The sequence below is a fragment of the Streptomyces sp. NPDC059009 genome, from assembly GCF_042740175.1.
Lineage (GTDB): Bacteria > Actinomycetota > Actinomycetes > Streptomycetales > Streptomycetaceae > Streptomyces.
The window spans coordinates 44,737-59,369 of sequence record NZ_JBHYJB010000003.1; the positions used below are offsets into that span (position 1 = coordinate 44,737).

14 protein-coding genes and 1 pseudogene are annotated in these 14,633 nt (G+C 69.7%); 11 read left to right on the forward strand and 4 right to left on the reverse strand.

Going from position 1 to position 14,633, the window contains the following annotated elements; genetic code table 11:
• Positions 1-124: 124 nt before the first annotated feature.
• The 8 genes from ACFWYM_RS03720 (at position 125) to ACFWYM_RS03755 (ending at position 7,954) form a co-directional block, all read left to right on the forward strand.
• A complete protein-coding gene (locus ACFWYM_RS03720; protein WP_384829512.1) occupies positions 125-1,348 on the forward strand; it encodes a hypothetical protein in 1,224 nt (407 codons plus the stop codon).
• 92 nt (positions 1,349-1,440) lie between these two features.
• Positions 1,441-2,088, forward strand: coding sequence for a TlpA family protein disulfide reductase (locus ACFWYM_RS03725; RefSeq protein ID WP_384829514.1), 648 nt, complete (start codon positions 1,441-1,443; stop codon positions 2,086-2,088).
• A complete protein-coding gene (locus tag ACFWYM_RS03730) occupies positions 2,085-2,870 on the forward strand; it encodes a cytochrome c biogenesis CcdA family protein (protein ID WP_384829516.1) in 786 nt (261 codons plus the stop codon). Before ACFWYM_RS03725 ends, ACFWYM_RS03730 begins: the two co-directional genes overlap by 4 nt.
• A 3-nt stretch (positions 2,871-2,873) precedes the next feature.
• Positions 2,874-4,658, forward strand: a complete 1,785-nt coding sequence (locus tag ACFWYM_RS03735) for a cytochrome c biogenesis protein ResB (RefSeq protein ID WP_384829518.1) — start codon at positions 2,874-2,876, stop codon at positions 4,656-4,658.
• A complete protein-coding gene (ccsB, locus tag ACFWYM_RS03740) occupies positions 4,655-5,749 on the forward strand; it encodes a c-type cytochrome biogenesis protein CcsB (RefSeq protein WP_384829520.1) in 1,095 nt (364 codons plus the stop codon). The genes ACFWYM_RS03735 and ccsB overlap by 4 nt, the downstream gene beginning before the upstream one ends.
• An 88-nt stretch (positions 5,750-5,837) precedes the next feature.
• On the forward strand, positions 5,838-6,488 hold the full coding sequence (locus ACFWYM_RS03745) for an RNA polymerase sigma factor (RefSeq protein ID WP_384829523.1): 651 nt from the start codon (positions 5,838-5,840) through the stop codon (positions 6,486-6,488).
• Positions 6,485-7,405 carry a CU044_5270 family protein gene (locus tag ACFWYM_RS03750; protein ID WP_384829525.1) on the forward strand — a complete coding sequence of 307 codons (921 nt, stop codon included), beginning with the start codon at positions 6,485-6,487 and terminating at the stop codon, positions 7,403-7,405. The genes ACFWYM_RS03745 and ACFWYM_RS03750 overlap by 4 nt, the downstream gene beginning before the upstream one ends.
• A gap of 30 nt (positions 7,406-7,435) precedes the next feature.
• The gene (locus tag ACFWYM_RS03755) at positions 7,436-7,954 is read left to right on the forward strand and encodes an SRPBCC domain-containing protein (RefSeq protein ID WP_384829526.1); all 519 of its coding nucleotides are present in this window, start codon (positions 7,436-7,438) and stop codon (positions 7,952-7,954) included.
• Here ACFWYM_RS03755 and ACFWYM_RS03760 read toward each other — a convergent pair.
• Positions 7,951-8,907 (reverse strand): isopenicillin N synthase family dioxygenase, encoded by a 957-nt coding sequence (locus ACFWYM_RS03760; RefSeq protein ID WP_384829528.1) that lies wholly within the window; start codon positions 8,905-8,907, stop codon positions 7,951-7,953. The genes ACFWYM_RS03755 and ACFWYM_RS03760 overlap by 4 nt on opposite strands.
• Before the next feature lie 176 nt (positions 8,908-9,083).
• Between ACFWYM_RS03760 and ACFWYM_RS03765 the strand changes: the two genes are divergently transcribed.
• Positions 9,084-10,064, forward strand: coding sequence for a DMT family transporter (locus tag ACFWYM_RS03765; protein ID WP_384829530.1), 981 nt, complete (start codon positions 9,084-9,086; stop codon positions 10,062-10,064).
• Here the strand turns inward: ACFWYM_RS03765 and ACFWYM_RS03770 are convergent.
• The 3 genes and pseudogenes from ACFWYM_RS03770 to ACFWYM_RS03780 form a co-directional block, all read right to left on the reverse strand.
• A pseudogene (locus tag ACFWYM_RS03770) lies at positions 9,964-10,851 on the reverse strand (LysR family transcriptional regulator); the annotation flags it as partial. The gene ACFWYM_RS03765 and the pseudogene ACFWYM_RS03770 overlap by 101 nt on opposite strands.
• Positions 10,851-11,150, reverse strand: coding sequence for a PLD nuclease N-terminal domain-containing protein (locus ACFWYM_RS03775; RefSeq protein WP_384829532.1), 300 nt, complete (start codon positions 11,148-11,150; stop codon positions 10,851-10,853). The gene ACFWYM_RS03775 and the pseudogene ACFWYM_RS03770, both read right to left, overlap by 1 nt.
• Before the next feature lie 99 nt (positions 11,151-11,249).
• Complete coding sequence (locus ACFWYM_RS03780) at positions 11,250-11,882, reverse strand: AAA family ATPase (protein ID WP_384829534.1); 633 nt, start codon at positions 11,880-11,882, stop codon at positions 11,250-11,252.
• Between the two features lie 285 nt (positions 11,883-12,167).
• Between ACFWYM_RS03780 and ACFWYM_RS03785 the strand changes: the two genes are divergently transcribed.
• A complete protein-coding gene (locus ACFWYM_RS03785; protein ID WP_384829536.1) occupies positions 12,168-13,625 on the forward strand; it encodes a menaquinone biosynthesis decarboxylase in 1,458 nt (485 codons plus the stop codon).
• A gap of 85 nt (positions 13,626-13,710) precedes the next feature.
• A complete protein-coding gene (gene mqnP / locus ACFWYM_RS03790) occupies positions 13,711-14,625 on the forward strand; it encodes a menaquinone biosynthesis prenyltransferase MqnP (protein WP_384829538.1) in 915 nt (304 codons plus the stop codon).
• The last annotated feature ends 8 nt before the right edge of the window (positions 14,626-14,633 follow it).

Below are 14,633 nucleotides of genomic sequence, written 5' to 3' on the forward strand. Positions count from 1 at the left end.
CCTCTAACTGGTTGTCCGGCTTGCATGGCCTGAAAAGGCCGGTCGGCCAGGACCCAGGGGCGCGACGAATGGGGATGGAATGCGCGACAACCACGGGGACAACCACACGGCAAGGCGCGGGGTGATGAGCCGCCGGGGAGCGATCGGGCTCGGCGTGGGAGCGGCAGCCGCTCTCGGCCTCGCCGGCTGCGGCTCCGGCGGCGACTCGGCGTCCCCCGCGGGCAAGGCCAACGGCGGCAAGGAGGGCGCGGGCGGCCAGGAGCGCTCGGGCAAGCCCATCGGGGACGGCTCGACGTCGTACACCGGGAAGCAGCCGAATCAGCCCGACAAGCCGGAGCGCCTCGAACTCGGCCAGCAGCCGCCGCAGTTCGTGATCTTTTCCTGGGACGGTGCCGGCGAGGTCGGCAATGGCCTGTTCCCGCGCTTTCTGAAGCTCGCCGAGGATCACGGCGCGCGGATGACCTTCTTCCTTTCCGGGCTCTATCTGCTGCCCGAGTCCAAGAAGCGCCTCTACCGTCCGCCGAACAACGCGGTCGGCGCCTCCGACATCGGTTATCTCACCGACGGTCACATCAAGGAGACGCTGAAGTACGTGCGTCAGGCATGGCTCGAGGGCCATGAGATCGGCACGCATTTCAACGGGCACTTCTGCGCGGGCACCGGATCCGTCGCCAACTGGACGTCCGCGCAATGGCAGTCGGAGATCGACCAGGCGAAGTCCTTCGTCAAGAAGTGGCGCACGAACACGGGCTGGAGCGATCTGCCCTCGCTGCCCTTCGACTACGACAAGGAGCTCGTCGGCGGCCGCACCCCCTGTCTGCTCGGCCAGAACAACCTGCTGCCGACCGCCAAGAAGCTCGGCTGGCGCTACGACGCGTCCTCGCCGGGCGGCCGTCAGCGCTGGCCCGAGAAGAAGATGGGCGTCTGGGACCTGCCGCTGCAGGCGGTGCCCTTCCCGGGCCACTCCTTCGAGGTCCTGTCGATGGACTACAACATCCTCGCCAACCAGTCGAAGAACTCGACGAAGGCCCCGCCGGCCAACTACCCGGGCTGGCGCAAGCAGGCCACCGAGGCGTACCTCAAGGGATTCGAGCGGGCCTACACGACGAACCGCGCGCCCTTCTTCATCGGCAACCACTTCGAGGAGTGGAACGGCGGCATCTACATGGATGCGGTCGAGGAGGCGCTGAAGGGCATGGCCGGCAAGAAGGACGTCCGCATGGTCTCCTTCAAGCAGTTCGTGGACTGGCTCGACGCCCAGGACCCCGCGGTGCTCGCGGCCTGGCAGAAGCTCGAGGTCGGCACCGCTCCCACGGGTGGCTGGAACGGGCTGAAGAACGCGGCCTGAAAACGTGGCCTCAAAACACGGTCTGAAATGGGACTTTCCGCTAGTGCGGGGGGCGTCGAAGATCCCCGAAACGGGCATGCGAAACTTTTCACATGAGTGCCGCCTGCCGCGCCCCCCACAGCTCGCATCGCAGTAGCAGCCGCAGCAATAACAGTCGCCGCGGCCGCGCAGTCCTGCTGACCGCCGGGGCCGCGGTCGCCGCCCTGACCCTGTCCGCCTGCGGTTCGGGCGGCACGTCGGGCGGCTCCGGGAACACCAACTTCGTGACCGGCACGGACGGCCTGTCCACCGTCAAGAAGAGCGCGCGCACCCCGGGCCCGAAGATCGAGGGCACCACCCTCGAGGGCAAGCACCTCGACATCGCCGACTACAAGGGCAAGGTCGTCGTGCTGAACGTCTGGGGTTCGTGGTGCCCGCCCTGCAGGGCCGAGGCGCCGAACTTCGCGAAGGTGGCGAACGAGACCAAGGCCAAGGGCGTCGAGTTCGTCGGCATCAACACCCGCGACAACGACAAGGGCCCGGCGCTCGCCTTCGAGAAGGCGAAGGACATCCCGTACCCGAGCCTGCACGACCCCATGGGCAAGCTGATGCTGCGCTTCCCCCGGGGCACGCTCAACCCGAACTTCATCCCGTCGACGATCGTCCTCGACCGGGACGGCCGGGTCGCGGCGCGCTCGCAGCAGCCGCTCGACGCGGAGAAGCTGCACAAGATGATCGACCCGCTGATCGCGGAGAAGTGAGCGGCGTGGCCGGCGCACTGACGCTCGCCGCCGCGGTGGGCGAACCGAACCAGACCATCCTCAGCGGCGCACTGCTGCTCGCGATCCCGGTCGCCGTCCTCGGCGGCCTCGTCTCCTTCTTCTCGCCCTGCGTCCTCCCGCTGGTGCCCGGCTACCTGTCGTATGTGACGGGGGTCAGCGGCACCGACCTGGCGGAGGCCAAGCGGGGCCGGATGGCCGCAGGGGCCGGGCTCTTCGTGCTCGGCTTCACCGCGGTCTTCGTGCCGACGGGCGTCTTCTTCGGCGCCCTCGGGCAGTCCGTGAAGGAGAACCAGAGCACCATCATGCGGGTGCTCGGCGTCGTGATGATCCTGCTCGGCGTCTTCTTCATGGGGCTCATGCCCTGGCTGAGCCAGCGTGAGTTCCGCTTCCACAAGAAGCCCGCCGCGGGGCTCGCGGGCGCCCCCATACTGGGTGCGCTGTTCGCCGTCGGCTGGACGCCGTGCATCGGCCCGACGCTCGCCTCGGTCAACGTGCTCGCCCTGGACGGCGCCAACCCGACGCGCGGGGCCATCCTCGGCGTCGCGTACTGCCTGGGGCTCGGCATCCCGTTCGTGCTCGCGGCGGTCGCCTTCCGCAAGGCGCTCGGCGCGTTCGGCTGGATCAAGCGGCACTACGTCTGGGTGATGCGGATCGGCGGCATCATGATGATCGCGACCGGCCTGCTCCTCGTCACCGGGGTGTGGGACAGCATCGTGCAGCAGATGCAAGTCTGGTCCAACGGCTACACGGTGGGGATCTGATCCATGAGCAAGACCGACACCACGCCCCAGACGGACGCGGCAGGCGCCCCGAGCGAGAGCGCCGACGACCTCGGCGCCGCCGGTGCCCAGCTCTCCACCGCCCCCCAGGAAGAGGTCAAGCTGCCCTCGCTCGGGGTGGTCGGCTGGGTCCGCTGGTTCTGGCGGCAGCTCACCTCGATGCGGGTCGCCCTGATCCTGCTCTTCCTGCTCTCGCTCGGCGCGATCCCCGGCTCGCTGATCCCGCAGAACAGCGTCGACGAGCTCAAGGTCCAGGACTTCAAGGCCGCGCACTCCACGCTCGCGCCGCTCTACGACAAGCTGCAGCTCTTCGACGTCTACAGCTCGGTGTGGTTCTCGGCGATCTACATCCTGCTGTTCGTCTCGCTCATCGGCTGCATCGTGCCGCGCACCTGGCAGTTCGTCGGCCAGCTGCGCAGCCGCCCGCCGGGCGCCCCCAAGCGGCTCACGCGCCTGCCCGCGTACGCGACGTGGCGCACCGAGGCCGAGCCCGAGCAGGTCCGCGAGGCCGCCCTCACGATGCTCAAGGAGCGCCGCTTCCGCACCCACGCCGAGGGCGACGCCGTCGCCGCCGAGAAGGGCTATCTGCGCGAGGCCGGGAACCTGGCCTTCCACGTCGCCCTGATCGTGCTGCTGATCGCCTTCGCGGCCGGGCAGCTGTTCAAGTCCGAGGGCCAGAAGCTGGTCGTGGAGGGCGACGGGTTCTCCAACACCCTCACCCAGTACGACAACTTCAAGTCCGGCAGCCTCTTCGACACCCAGAACCTCGCGCCCTTCAGCTTCAAGCTCGACAAGTTCGAGGGCACGTACGAGGAGACGGGCCCCCAGCGCGGCACGCCCCGCACCTACCGGGCCAACGTCTCCTACAGCGAGGGCGCGGACGGCGCCGAGAAGAAGAAGGGCATCGAGTCCAACAAGCCCCTTGAGGTCGACGGCTCGAAGGTCTATCTCATCGGGCACGGTTACGCACCCACGGTCACCGTCCGGGACGGGCGCGGCAAGGTCGTCTACAAGGCGTCGGTGCCGCTGCTCCCGATCGACTCGAACGTGACGTCCACCGGCGCCATCAAGGTCCTCGACGGCTACAAGGACAAGAACGGCAAGGACGAGCAGCTCGGCTTCAACGCCTTCTTCGTGCCGACGTTCGCGGGTACGGGCAAGGGCCAGATGTTCTCGCAGTTCCCGGCCCTGAAGTACCCGGTGCTCGCCCTGTCCGCGTACCACGGCAGCCTGGGCGTGGACTCGGGCCTGCCGCAGAACGTGTACCAGCTGGACACGAAGAAGATGGAGAAGTTCAAGGACTCCAAGGGCCAGCTGCTCAAGGATCGGCTGCGGCCCGGGGAGACCCTGAAGCTCCCGAACGGCGCCGGCTCGATCACCTTCGAGAAGGACATCAAGCAGTGGGCGACCTTCCAGATCTCCCAGCAGCCCGGCACCGGCTGGGCGCTGTCCGGCGCGGTCGCCGCGATCCTGGGCCTTGCCGGGTCGCTCTTCATCCAGCGCCGCCGCGTCTGGGTGCGGGCCCGTACCGGCGATGACGGCGTGACCGTCGTCGAGATGGCCGGGCTCGGCCGCAGCGAGTCGGCGAAGCTCCCCGAGGAGCTGTCCGAGCTCGCCGCACACCTCCACGAGCGGGCGCCGAGCGCACCCGAGCCGGAGCCCGAAGCCAAGGACTCCAAGGACTCCGAGGGTTCCGAGAACTCCACGGACTCCAAGGACTCCACCCCCGACAACCCTCCAGTTGTTCCTGCCGAAGGGGCTGAGAAGTGAATCTCGCCGCCGAAACCAACGAGAACCTCGCGCACATCAGCAACGTGCTGATCTACTCCGCGATGGCCGTCTACCTCCTGGCCTTCTTCGCGCACATGGCGGAGTGGCTCTTCGGCAGCCGCAGCAAGGTCGCCCGCACCGCGGCCGCGCTGACCCCCGCCACGGCGGAGGAGGGGGCGGCCGCAGGCCCCGCCGTGACCGTGAAGTCCGCCAAGGGCGGCACCGCCGTCCTGGAGCGGCCCAAGGTCGTGACGCGGACGGCCGCGGGCAGCCGGGGCGACGTCCCGGACGGGCCCGGTGCGTCGGGCGGCGACGAGCAGGGCGACCTGTACGGCCGGATCGCCGTCTCGCTCACGGTGCTCGCGTTCCTCGTCGAGTTCGGCGGGGTCCTCACCCGCGCCCTGTCGGTGCAGCGCGCGCCGTGGGGCAACATGTACGAGTTCAACATCACCTTCTCCACGGTGGCCGTCGGCGTCTACCTCGGCCTGATGCTCCTGAAGAAGAACGTCCGCTGGCTCGGCCTTCCCCTGGTCACCACGGTCCTGCTCGACCTCGGCCTCGCGGTCACCGTCCTCTACACGGCCAGCGACCAGCTGGTGCCGGCCCTGCACTCGTACTGGCTGTGGATCCACGTCTCGACGGCCATCTTCTGCGGCGCGGTCTTCTACGTGGGCGGCGTCGCGGCCCTGCTCTACCTCTTCAAGGACAGCTACGAGACGAAGCTGATGAAGGGCGGCAAGCCCGGCACCTTCGCCACCTCCGTCATGGAGCGGCTGCCCTCCTCGGCCTCCCTCGACAAGTTCTCCTACCGCGTGAACGCGGCGGTCTTCCCGCTGTGGACGTTCACGATCGTCGCGGGCGCGATCTGGGCGGGCGACGCCTGGGGCCGCTACTGGGGCTGGGACCCCAAGGAGGTCTGGTCGTTCATCACGTGGGTGGCCTTCGCCTGCTACCTGCACGCCCGCGCCACCGCCGGGTGGAAGGGCCGCAAGGCCGCCTACCTGGCCCTGATCGCCTTCGGCTGCTGGCTGTTCAACTACTACGGCGTCAACATCTTCGTGACGGGCAAGCACTCGTACGCGGGGGTGTAGCCCCAACTGCCGTGCCGGACAGGCCGGTTCCTGTGACCCAGGTCACGGGAACCGGCCTGTGTCGTACGGACAGCAAGGGGGTGTGGAGATGAATCAGGGGGATCCAGGAGGTCCAGGAGATCCGGCGCACCAGGTCCTGCGCGCCCGGATCAGGGACGGGGACGCCGACGCCTTCGGTGAGCTCTTCGACGCGTACGCGCGCTCCGTCTACAACCATGCCTACCGGCTCACGGGGGAGTGGTCGGCGGCCGAGGACATCGTGTCGCTGACCTTCCTGGAGGCGTGGCGGATGCGCGGCCGGGTGGAGACGGAAGGCGGCTCGCTGCGGCCGTGGCTGCTCGGGGTCGCGACGAACGTGACCCGCAACAGCCGCAGGGCCGCCCGCAGACACGCGGCCGCCGTCGCCCGGCTGCCGCGCGAGGAGTCCGTCGACGACTTCGCCGACGAGGTCGCGGGGCGCCTCGACGACAAGGAGCAACTGGCGCTCGTACGGGCGGCGTTGGCTGCCCTGCGCCGCCCCGAGCGGGAGGTGCTCGCGCTGTGCGTCTGGTCGGGGCTCGACTACGCGGCGGCCGCCGAGGCGCTCGGGGTGCCGGTCGGGACGGTCAGATCCCGGCTCTCCCGGGCGCGGAAGAAGCTGGCGAAAGCTACAAAAGAGCTGGAACCGCCCGTCGGGCGCGGACAGATGAGAGAGGACCGCAGAGGAGCGGTCAGGCCCATCAGGGAGGGAAGCCGATGAACGACGTACCCGAGAGGGAGCTTCCGCCGGGCCGTCATCGCGCGCTCAGGGAGCACCTGTTGACCGAGATCCGGCAGAGCGAGGCCATCGCACCCGAGGCTTCGCCGAAGAAGTTCATGTCGCCGAAGAAGAACAAGAAGGTCTGGCTGCGGTCGGGCATCGCGGCGACCGCGCTGGCCGCCGCGGCCGTGGCGGGCGTCCTCGTCGCCTCGCCGTTCGGCGACCAGTCCGCGCAGGCGGCGCCGTCGAAGGAGACCGTGAAGATGCTGGAGGAGATCGCGGAGGCGGCGAAGCGCAGCCCCGAACCCAAGCTCCGCGACGACCAGTTCGTCTACATCAAGAGCAAGGTGAGCTACTCGTCGGACGGGGCGCGCGAGCCCCTGCACGTGAGGGAGTTCTGGGAGTCGGTCGACGGCAGGCACACGGGAATGCTGCACGAACCCGTGAGCGGCCACCGTCATGACCGCATGGAGCCGGAGCTGCCGCTGCTGGAGGACGACGACTACTACCGCAACCTGCAGAAGCTGCCGACCGACCCGGTCAACATGCGGGACTGGCTGAACAGGATCGCTGACGAGAACTCGAACGGGAAGCCGTTCGTCGTCGTGGGCGACCTCATCCGCGAGTCCCTGATGCCGTCGAAGCAGGCCGCGGCCCTGTACCTCGCCGCCACGGAGATCCCCGGCGTCGAACTGGTCGAGGACGCGGTGGACGCCTCGGGGCGGCACGGGATCGCCATCGCGTGGGAGGACGACGGGAGCCGCCAGGAGCTGATTTTCGACAAGGAGACGAAGAAGTACCTCGGCGAACGTGAGGTCCTGACCGAGGACAAGCCCTTCGGCAAGAAGGGGAAGGTCCTCGCCTCGACCGCGGTGCTGGAGCGCATCGTCGTCGACAAGGCGGGTCAGCGGCCCTGACAGGGCGCCCCTTTGGGGCACCCTTGGCCTATGACCGAAACCATCGAAAAGGGCACAAGCCGCACGCAGGGAAGTGCACAGGGAAGCACGCGGACCCAGACCCTGCACTTCACGCTGAACCTTCCCCAGCCTGTGGAGAAGGTCTGGGCGGCGGTGGCCACTCCGGGCGGGCTCCCGGAGTGGCTGGCCGCCGCCGACGTGCTGGAGCCTCGGCTCGGCGGCGCCGTCACACTGCGCTGGCTCAACGGGGACGAGGCCGCGAGCCACAGCGGACAGGTCACGGCCTGGGACGTGGAGCGCGTCGCCGAGTACACGATCGACCTGCACGGCCGCTGCCGCTTCCACCTGGAGCCGTCGGCCGCCGGGGGCACCACGGTCCGCTTCACCAACGAGTTCGAGGGCGACGACGCCCTGCGCCTCGACTGCCTGGCCGGGTGGCACAACCACTTCGAGTTCCTGGCGGACGCGCTGGCGGGCCGCCCGAAGGACTGGTCGGGGTGGAGCCTGGACAGGTGGCGGGAGCTGCGGGCCGGGTACGAGGCGGACTAACCCTCCGGCGCCACGGCGATCGCGTCCAGCTGGGCCCGCAGATACGTGTGCGAGTCCACGCCCCGTACGTCCGTCCCCGGGTCGCACTCGTAGAAGTAGACCAGTGACATCAGCTCCTCCGCGGGCAGCTCCGCCGGGGGCGGCAGGACGCGGTGGCGGCCCGACTGCCAGCGGCCGCCCGTCCAACGGGCCATCAGATCACCGATGTTGACCGTGAACGCCTCGGGGTCGTACGGGGCATCCTCCCAGCCGCCCTCGTCCGTGAACACCTGGAGCCCGCCCCGGCCCGCCTGCCGGTCCAGGACCGTGACCGTGCCGAAGTCGGTGTGCGGGCCGATCCGGAACTGGCCCGGCTCGGGCTCGCCGACCCGCTCCCGGCCCGGATACCAGTTGATGTTGAAGCCCCAGGTGGGGTGGCCCGTGTGCCGGGTGAAGAAGTCCTCGGGCTCGCCGAGCGCGGCGGCGAGCAGTTCGAGGAGGTGGTCGGAGAGCTCGCGCATCTGGGCGAGGTAGGTCTCCAACAGGCCCTGGAGCTCCGGGACTTCACGCGGCCAGGTGTTGGGCGCGAACCACTCCGCGTCCACCGCTGGGTCGCCCGTGGGCTGGTCCGCCGCGAAGGACAGGGACTCCTTCAGGTCGGGCGGCGCGGGCGTGCCCTCCGCGTAGCTGTTGGCCTCGGCGCCGGGGCCGAGCCAGCCGCGGGCGCCGACCTGCACGGCGTACGGGCGCTTCGCCGCCTCCGGGAGACGGAAGAAGGAGCGGGCGCAGGCGCGGATGCGGGCCCGCAGGTCCGGGTCGACGCCGTGCCCGGTGACGAGGAGGAACCCGGCGGTGCGCAGGGCGTCGTCGACGGTCCGCGCGGTCGTGCGGCGGTCGCCTGCGGCACCGGAGAGCCAGGGCCGCAGGTCGATGGTGGGGACGCGGGGCGGGCGCGGGGCGGGGCTGCTGCTCATGCCTGACATGCTGCCCGCGCGGGCAGCATGTCAGGCCCCGCCGCCACCACGGTCACCCTGACCGAGGTCGCGCCCACGCCGGTGACCAGCCCTCATCGACGGCGCCGATCGCCCCATCGGCAGAACGCCCCACTGGCGCGTGGACCAGGCACGATGCCCGCTCGTACGTTCCTGCCATGACCTCGACTTCGGCTTCGACGAACCCCAGCGGTGAGCGCACGGGCACCCTCCAACTCACCGCCGCCATGGCCCTGTCCGGCACCCTCGGCATCTTCGTCGTCGAGTCCGGGGCCGCCGCCTTCAACGTCGTCTTCTTCCGCGTCCTGTTCGGCGCCCTCGCCCTCGGCGCGTACGCGTTCGCCCGCGGCTACTTCCGCGACCACGGCCTCACCCTCAAGAAGGCCGGACTCGCCGCGCTCGGCGGCGTGTTCATCGTCTTCAACTGGGTGTTCCTCTTCAAGGCGTACGAGGCGACGTCGATCTCCCTGGCCACCGTCGTCTACCACACACAGCCCTTCTTCCTGGTCCTGCTGAGCGCCCTGGTCTTCCGCGAGCGCCTCAGCCGCTTCCAACTCGGCTGGCTGGCGGTCGCGTTCGCGGGGCTCGTCCTGGTCTCCGGGGTGCGCCCAGGAGACACGGCGTCGCTCGCGGGCATCGGCCTGGCCCTGCTCGCCGCCGTCCTCTACGCCCTGTCGACGCTCGTCACCAAGCGCGTCACGGGGGTCCGCCCGCACCTGGTCGCCCTCGTCCAAGTCCTCGTCGGCATACCGCTGTTGCTGCCCTTCACCGACTTCGACGCGATGGGCGGGACGGGCACGGGCTGGGCGTGGCTGGCCGGGCTCGGCGTGATCCACACCGGCCTCATGTACGTCCTGATGTACGCCGCGTACGTGAAGCTGCCGACCTCGAAGATCGCCGTGCTCGCCTTCACCTACCCGGCGGTCGCGATGGTCGCCGACTGGGCGGTGTACGGGCACCACATCGGCCTCGTCCAGGCGCTCGGCGTCCCGCTGATCATCGCGGCGAGCCTCAAGGTGACCCTGGCGCGGGGGGCGAACCCTGCTCCCGCACGAGCCGCACGGCCTGCTCCACGAACAGTCGCGCATGGGCCGGAAGACGCTTCCCGGACCGCCACGCGAGCTGCGTCCACAGCGTGAACGGCGGCTCCCAGCCGAGCCGGACGAGTGTCCCGTCCGCCAGCTCACGGGCGACCGTCACGGCGGGCAGCAGCGCCACACCCAGCCCGCCCGCCGCCCCCTGCTTCGTCGCCTCGATCGTGCCGAACTCCATGAAGGAGACCCCGTGCGGGACAAGGGAGTTGAGCTCCTGCTCGAAGAGGTCGCGGTACGCGCAGCCCGGCTCGGTGGCAAGGAGCGCGACCCGCGTCAGCTCCCGCGCCGTCACCGTCTCGCGCCCCGCCAGCGGGTGCGTGGGGGCGGCGACCAGGGCGAGCGGCTCCTCGGCGAGCACCTCGGTCGCGAGGCCGGGGTGCTCGCGCTCCCGCTCCATCAGGAAGCCCACGTCGTACGTGCCCCGGCGCAGCGCCTCCTTCGTCGCGTCGCCGATGGTCGTGCGCAGCGCGAGCCGCACGCCGGGGTAGCGGTGGTGGAAGAGCTCGAGCAGCGGCGGCAGCCGGTAGGAGGTCAGGGACTCCATCGTGCCCACCGCGAGGGTGCCGGACGGCTCCTCGGCGCCGACGGCCGCGGCCCGTGCCTCGTCGGCGAGTTCGATGAGCTGTCGCGCGTACGGGAGGAGGCGCTCGCCCGCCTCGGTCAGCCGGATGCGGCTGCCGAGCCGGTCGAAGAGCTCGGTCCCGAGGTCCGACTCCAGGGCCCGGATCTGGCTGGTCACGCTGGACTGGGCGTACTTCAGGTCGGCGGCGGCCTGCGTGAAGCTGAGGACGGTGGCGACCTTCTCGAAGGTGACGAGAAGCCGCAGCTCCACTAGGACTCCTCGGGCTTGGGCTTGTCGTCCCGCAGCGACTTGAGGAACTCGGGGTTGTCGTCGGGCGCGACCCAGCGGCGGCCGCGGGCGCCGCTGCCGCCCCCGGTGGCGGTGGCCCGCTTCTTGCCCGCCACGAGCCAGGCGACGGGCCCCACGAGCACTTCGCCGAAGAGCAGCACGATGAAGACCCAGGCCACCTTCGGCAGGCCCTTGACCTCTTCCTCAGGGGTGTTCAGACAGTCGATGAAGGCATAGATCCACAGCGCCAGGACCAGCAGGAACGGCAGGTAGCGGAGCATGTGGCGCGATCCCCCAGAGATCCGGTGACGTGAACGGCGACAAGGACGGTGACAAGGACGGCGACGGTGTGTGCCTCCCGGCCAGGGTAGCTCTCGCCGTCAGAGGAACCGGATGTGCTTGACCCCGGTCCAGGCCCGCCGGACGCGGGCGCGCAGCGGGCCGTCCGTGTTCGGGGTGAGCGTGAGGCCGGAGGCGGTGGCGATGTGCTCGGCGACGCGGGGCACGGAGCGGTGGTCGGTCCACACCTGCTCGGCGAACTCGGCGCCGCGCAGCCGCTCCAGGCACAGGTCGAGCTTGGCGACGGCGAAGCTCTCGCGGCGCAGGGGCGCGTCCTTGCCGCCCAGGACGCGGGCGACGTGCCCGAAGCCGCGTTCGCGGAGCCGGCGCAGGACGGTCTCGCGTTCGGCGAGGAGGGCGAAGTGGCGTACGTCGTGGCCGCGTTCGCGCAGCCGGCCGACGGTCTCCTGGAAGTAGCCGGGCTCCACGACGGTCATCGGGGCGATGACGGGGCCCGGGTGCTTGGTGAGGGCGAGGTCGAGGACCTCGTAGACGCTCTGGCGCCAGGCGGGGAGGTCCTGGAAGTCGGCGCGGAGGGGGCGGGGGGTCATGCGGTGGAGCCCGAAGCCGACCTCTTCGGGGTCGCAGATGACGCTGCCGGGCAGGCGCCGCCGGATCTCGTGCGCTGTCTGGGTCTTGCCGCCGCCAAAGGGTCCGTTGAGCCACAGAAGCATGCGGCCGACCCTACGGGGTTCCTTTTTCCCCAGTCCCGCCCCTTCCCGAAACGGCGACTCCGTCGCCCTGGGGCGCCCTTCCTGGGGCTTTGCCCCTAGACCCCCCTTTTCGGCCTGGACGGCCTCGTCCTCAAGCGCCGGACGGGCTATCCCTATGGGCGGGTGGGCCGGCGCTTGAGGACGAGCCGCGTCAGCGGCGATAACGGGTGCCCCAGGGCCGACGGAGTCGGCGGATTCGGGAAGGGGTGGGATTGGGGAAAAGCGCGCCCCGGCATACTGGAACGCATGGCTTACGACGATCTTCGCTCTCTGCTCCGCGCACTGGAGCGCGAGGGCGATCTCAAGCGCATCAAGGCCGAGGTCGACCCCTACCTGGAGGTCGGTGAGATCGTCGACCGGGTGCAGAAGGCGGGCGGCCCCGCCCTGCTCTTCGAGAACGTCAAGGGCTCCGCGATGCCCCTGGCGATGAACGTCTTCGGCACCGACCGCCGCCTGCTCAAGGCCCTCGGCCTGAAGTCGTACGGAGAGATCAGCGACAAGATCGGCGGCCTGCTCAGGCCCGAGCTCCCGCACGGCTTCGTCGGCGTCCGCGAGGCGTTCGGAAAGCTCGGCGCCATGACCCACGTACCGCCGAAGAAGGTGAAGTCCGACAACGCCCCCGTCCAGGAAGTCGTCCTGCACGGCGACGACGTCGACCTGGACCGGCTGCCCGCGCTCTTCACGTGGCCGGACGACGGCGGCTCCTTCTTCAACCTGGGGCTCACCCACACCAAGGACCCCGACACGGGCATCCGCAACCTCGGGCTCTACCGCCTCCAGCGCCACGACAAGCGCACCATCGGCATGCACTGGCAGATCCACAAGGACAGCCGCAACCACTACCAGGTGGCCGCGCGGCGCGGGGAGAAGCTGCCCGTCGCCATCGCCTTCGGGTGTCCGCCCGCCGTCACGTACGCGTCCACGGCGCCGCTGCCCGGCGACATCGACGAGTACTTCCTCGCGGGCTTCCTCCAGGGCAAGCGCATCGAGATGGTCGACTGCAAGACGGTCCCGCTCCAGGTGCCCGCCAACGCCGAGGTCGTCATCGAGGGGTGGCTGGAGCCGGGCGAGATGCTTCCCGAAGGGCCCTTCGGGGACCACACCGGGTTCTACACCCCGCAGGAGCCCTTCCCCGCCCTGAAGATCGACTGCGTGACGATGCGGAAGCGGCCGCTGCTGCAGTCGATCGTGGTCGGCCGGCCGCCGACGGAGGACGGTCCGCTCGGGCGGGCCACGGAGCGGTTCTTCCTGCCGCTCCTCAAGATCATCGTCCCGGACATCGTGGACTACCACCTGCCCGAGTCCGGCGGCTTCCACAACTGCGCGATCGTCTCGATCGACAAGAAGTACCCCAAGCACGCCCAGAAGGTGATGCACGCGATCTGGGGCGCGCACATGATGTCCCTGACGAAGCTGATCGTGGTCGTGGACAAGGACTGTGACGTGCATGATCTGCACGAGGTGTCGTGGCGTGCGCTCGGGAACACCGACTACGCCCGTGACCTCACCGTCGTCGAAGGCCCGGTCGACCACCTCGACCACGCCTCGTACCAGCAGTTCTGGGGCGGCAAGGCGGGCATCGACGCGACGAAGAAGTGGCCCGAGGAGGGCTACACCCGGGACGGCGGCTGGCCCGAGATGGTCCTGTCCGACCCGGAGACACACGAATTGGTGACGAAGCGGTGGAAGGAATACGGGCTGTGAGCCGTACTGACACGATGAGGGACGACTGCGCGGTGCCGGGGTTTCCCCGCCACTGCGGAGGTGATCCTGAGTACGGGCTCTCGTGATGAGTGCCGCAGAAGTCCTCGGCCCCGGCCCCGCGCAGCCGGACAGCAAGGTTCGCGCCTTCCTGCGCCTCGTCATGATCGAGCACTCGGTCTTCGCGCTGCCCTTCGCCTACATCGCCTCGCTCACCGCGATGTTCCAGGGGGACAGGAACATCCACTGGGGGCGGCTGCTGCTCGTCACGGTCTGCATGGTCGGGCTGCGCACCTTCGCCATGGCCGCGAACCGCATCATCGACCGCGAGATCGACGCCCGTAACCCGCGGACCGCCCACCGCGAACTCGTCACGGGCGCGGTGTCGGTGAAGTCCGCGTGGACGGGGGCGCTCATCGCGCTCGTCGTCTTCCTCGGCGCGGCCGCTCTCCTCAACCCGCTCTGCCTGGCGCTCGCGCCGCTCGCGGTGATCCCGATGGTGGTCTATCCGTACGGCAAGCGGTTCACCAACTTCCCGCAGGCGATCCTCGGCCTCGCCCAGGCGATCGGCCCGGTCGGCGCCTGGATCGCGATCACCGGTTCGTGGTCGTGGGACGCGGTGATCCTCGGGCTCGCGGTCGGCGTGTGGATCGGCGGCTTCGACCTGATCTACGCCTGCCAGGACGTGGAGACGGACCGCGAGATCGGCGTCATGTCGGTGCCCGCGCGCTTCGGCATTCCGGCCGCCATCCGCGGTGCGCGCGGCTGCCACCTCGTGACCACGGCGCTGTTCGTCTGGTACGCGGTCGCCACGGACGCGGGCGCCTTCTTCTGGCTGGGCCTGGTGATCGTCGCCGGTGCCTTCCTCTACGAGCACACGATCGTGAAGCCCCATGACCTGTCCCGCCTCAACCGGGCGTTCTTCCAGGTCAACGGCTTCATCGGCATCGCACTCTTCGTCTGCGCGCTGCTCGATCTGCTCGTGCGCGGCCTGACCGTCTAGGCTCACAG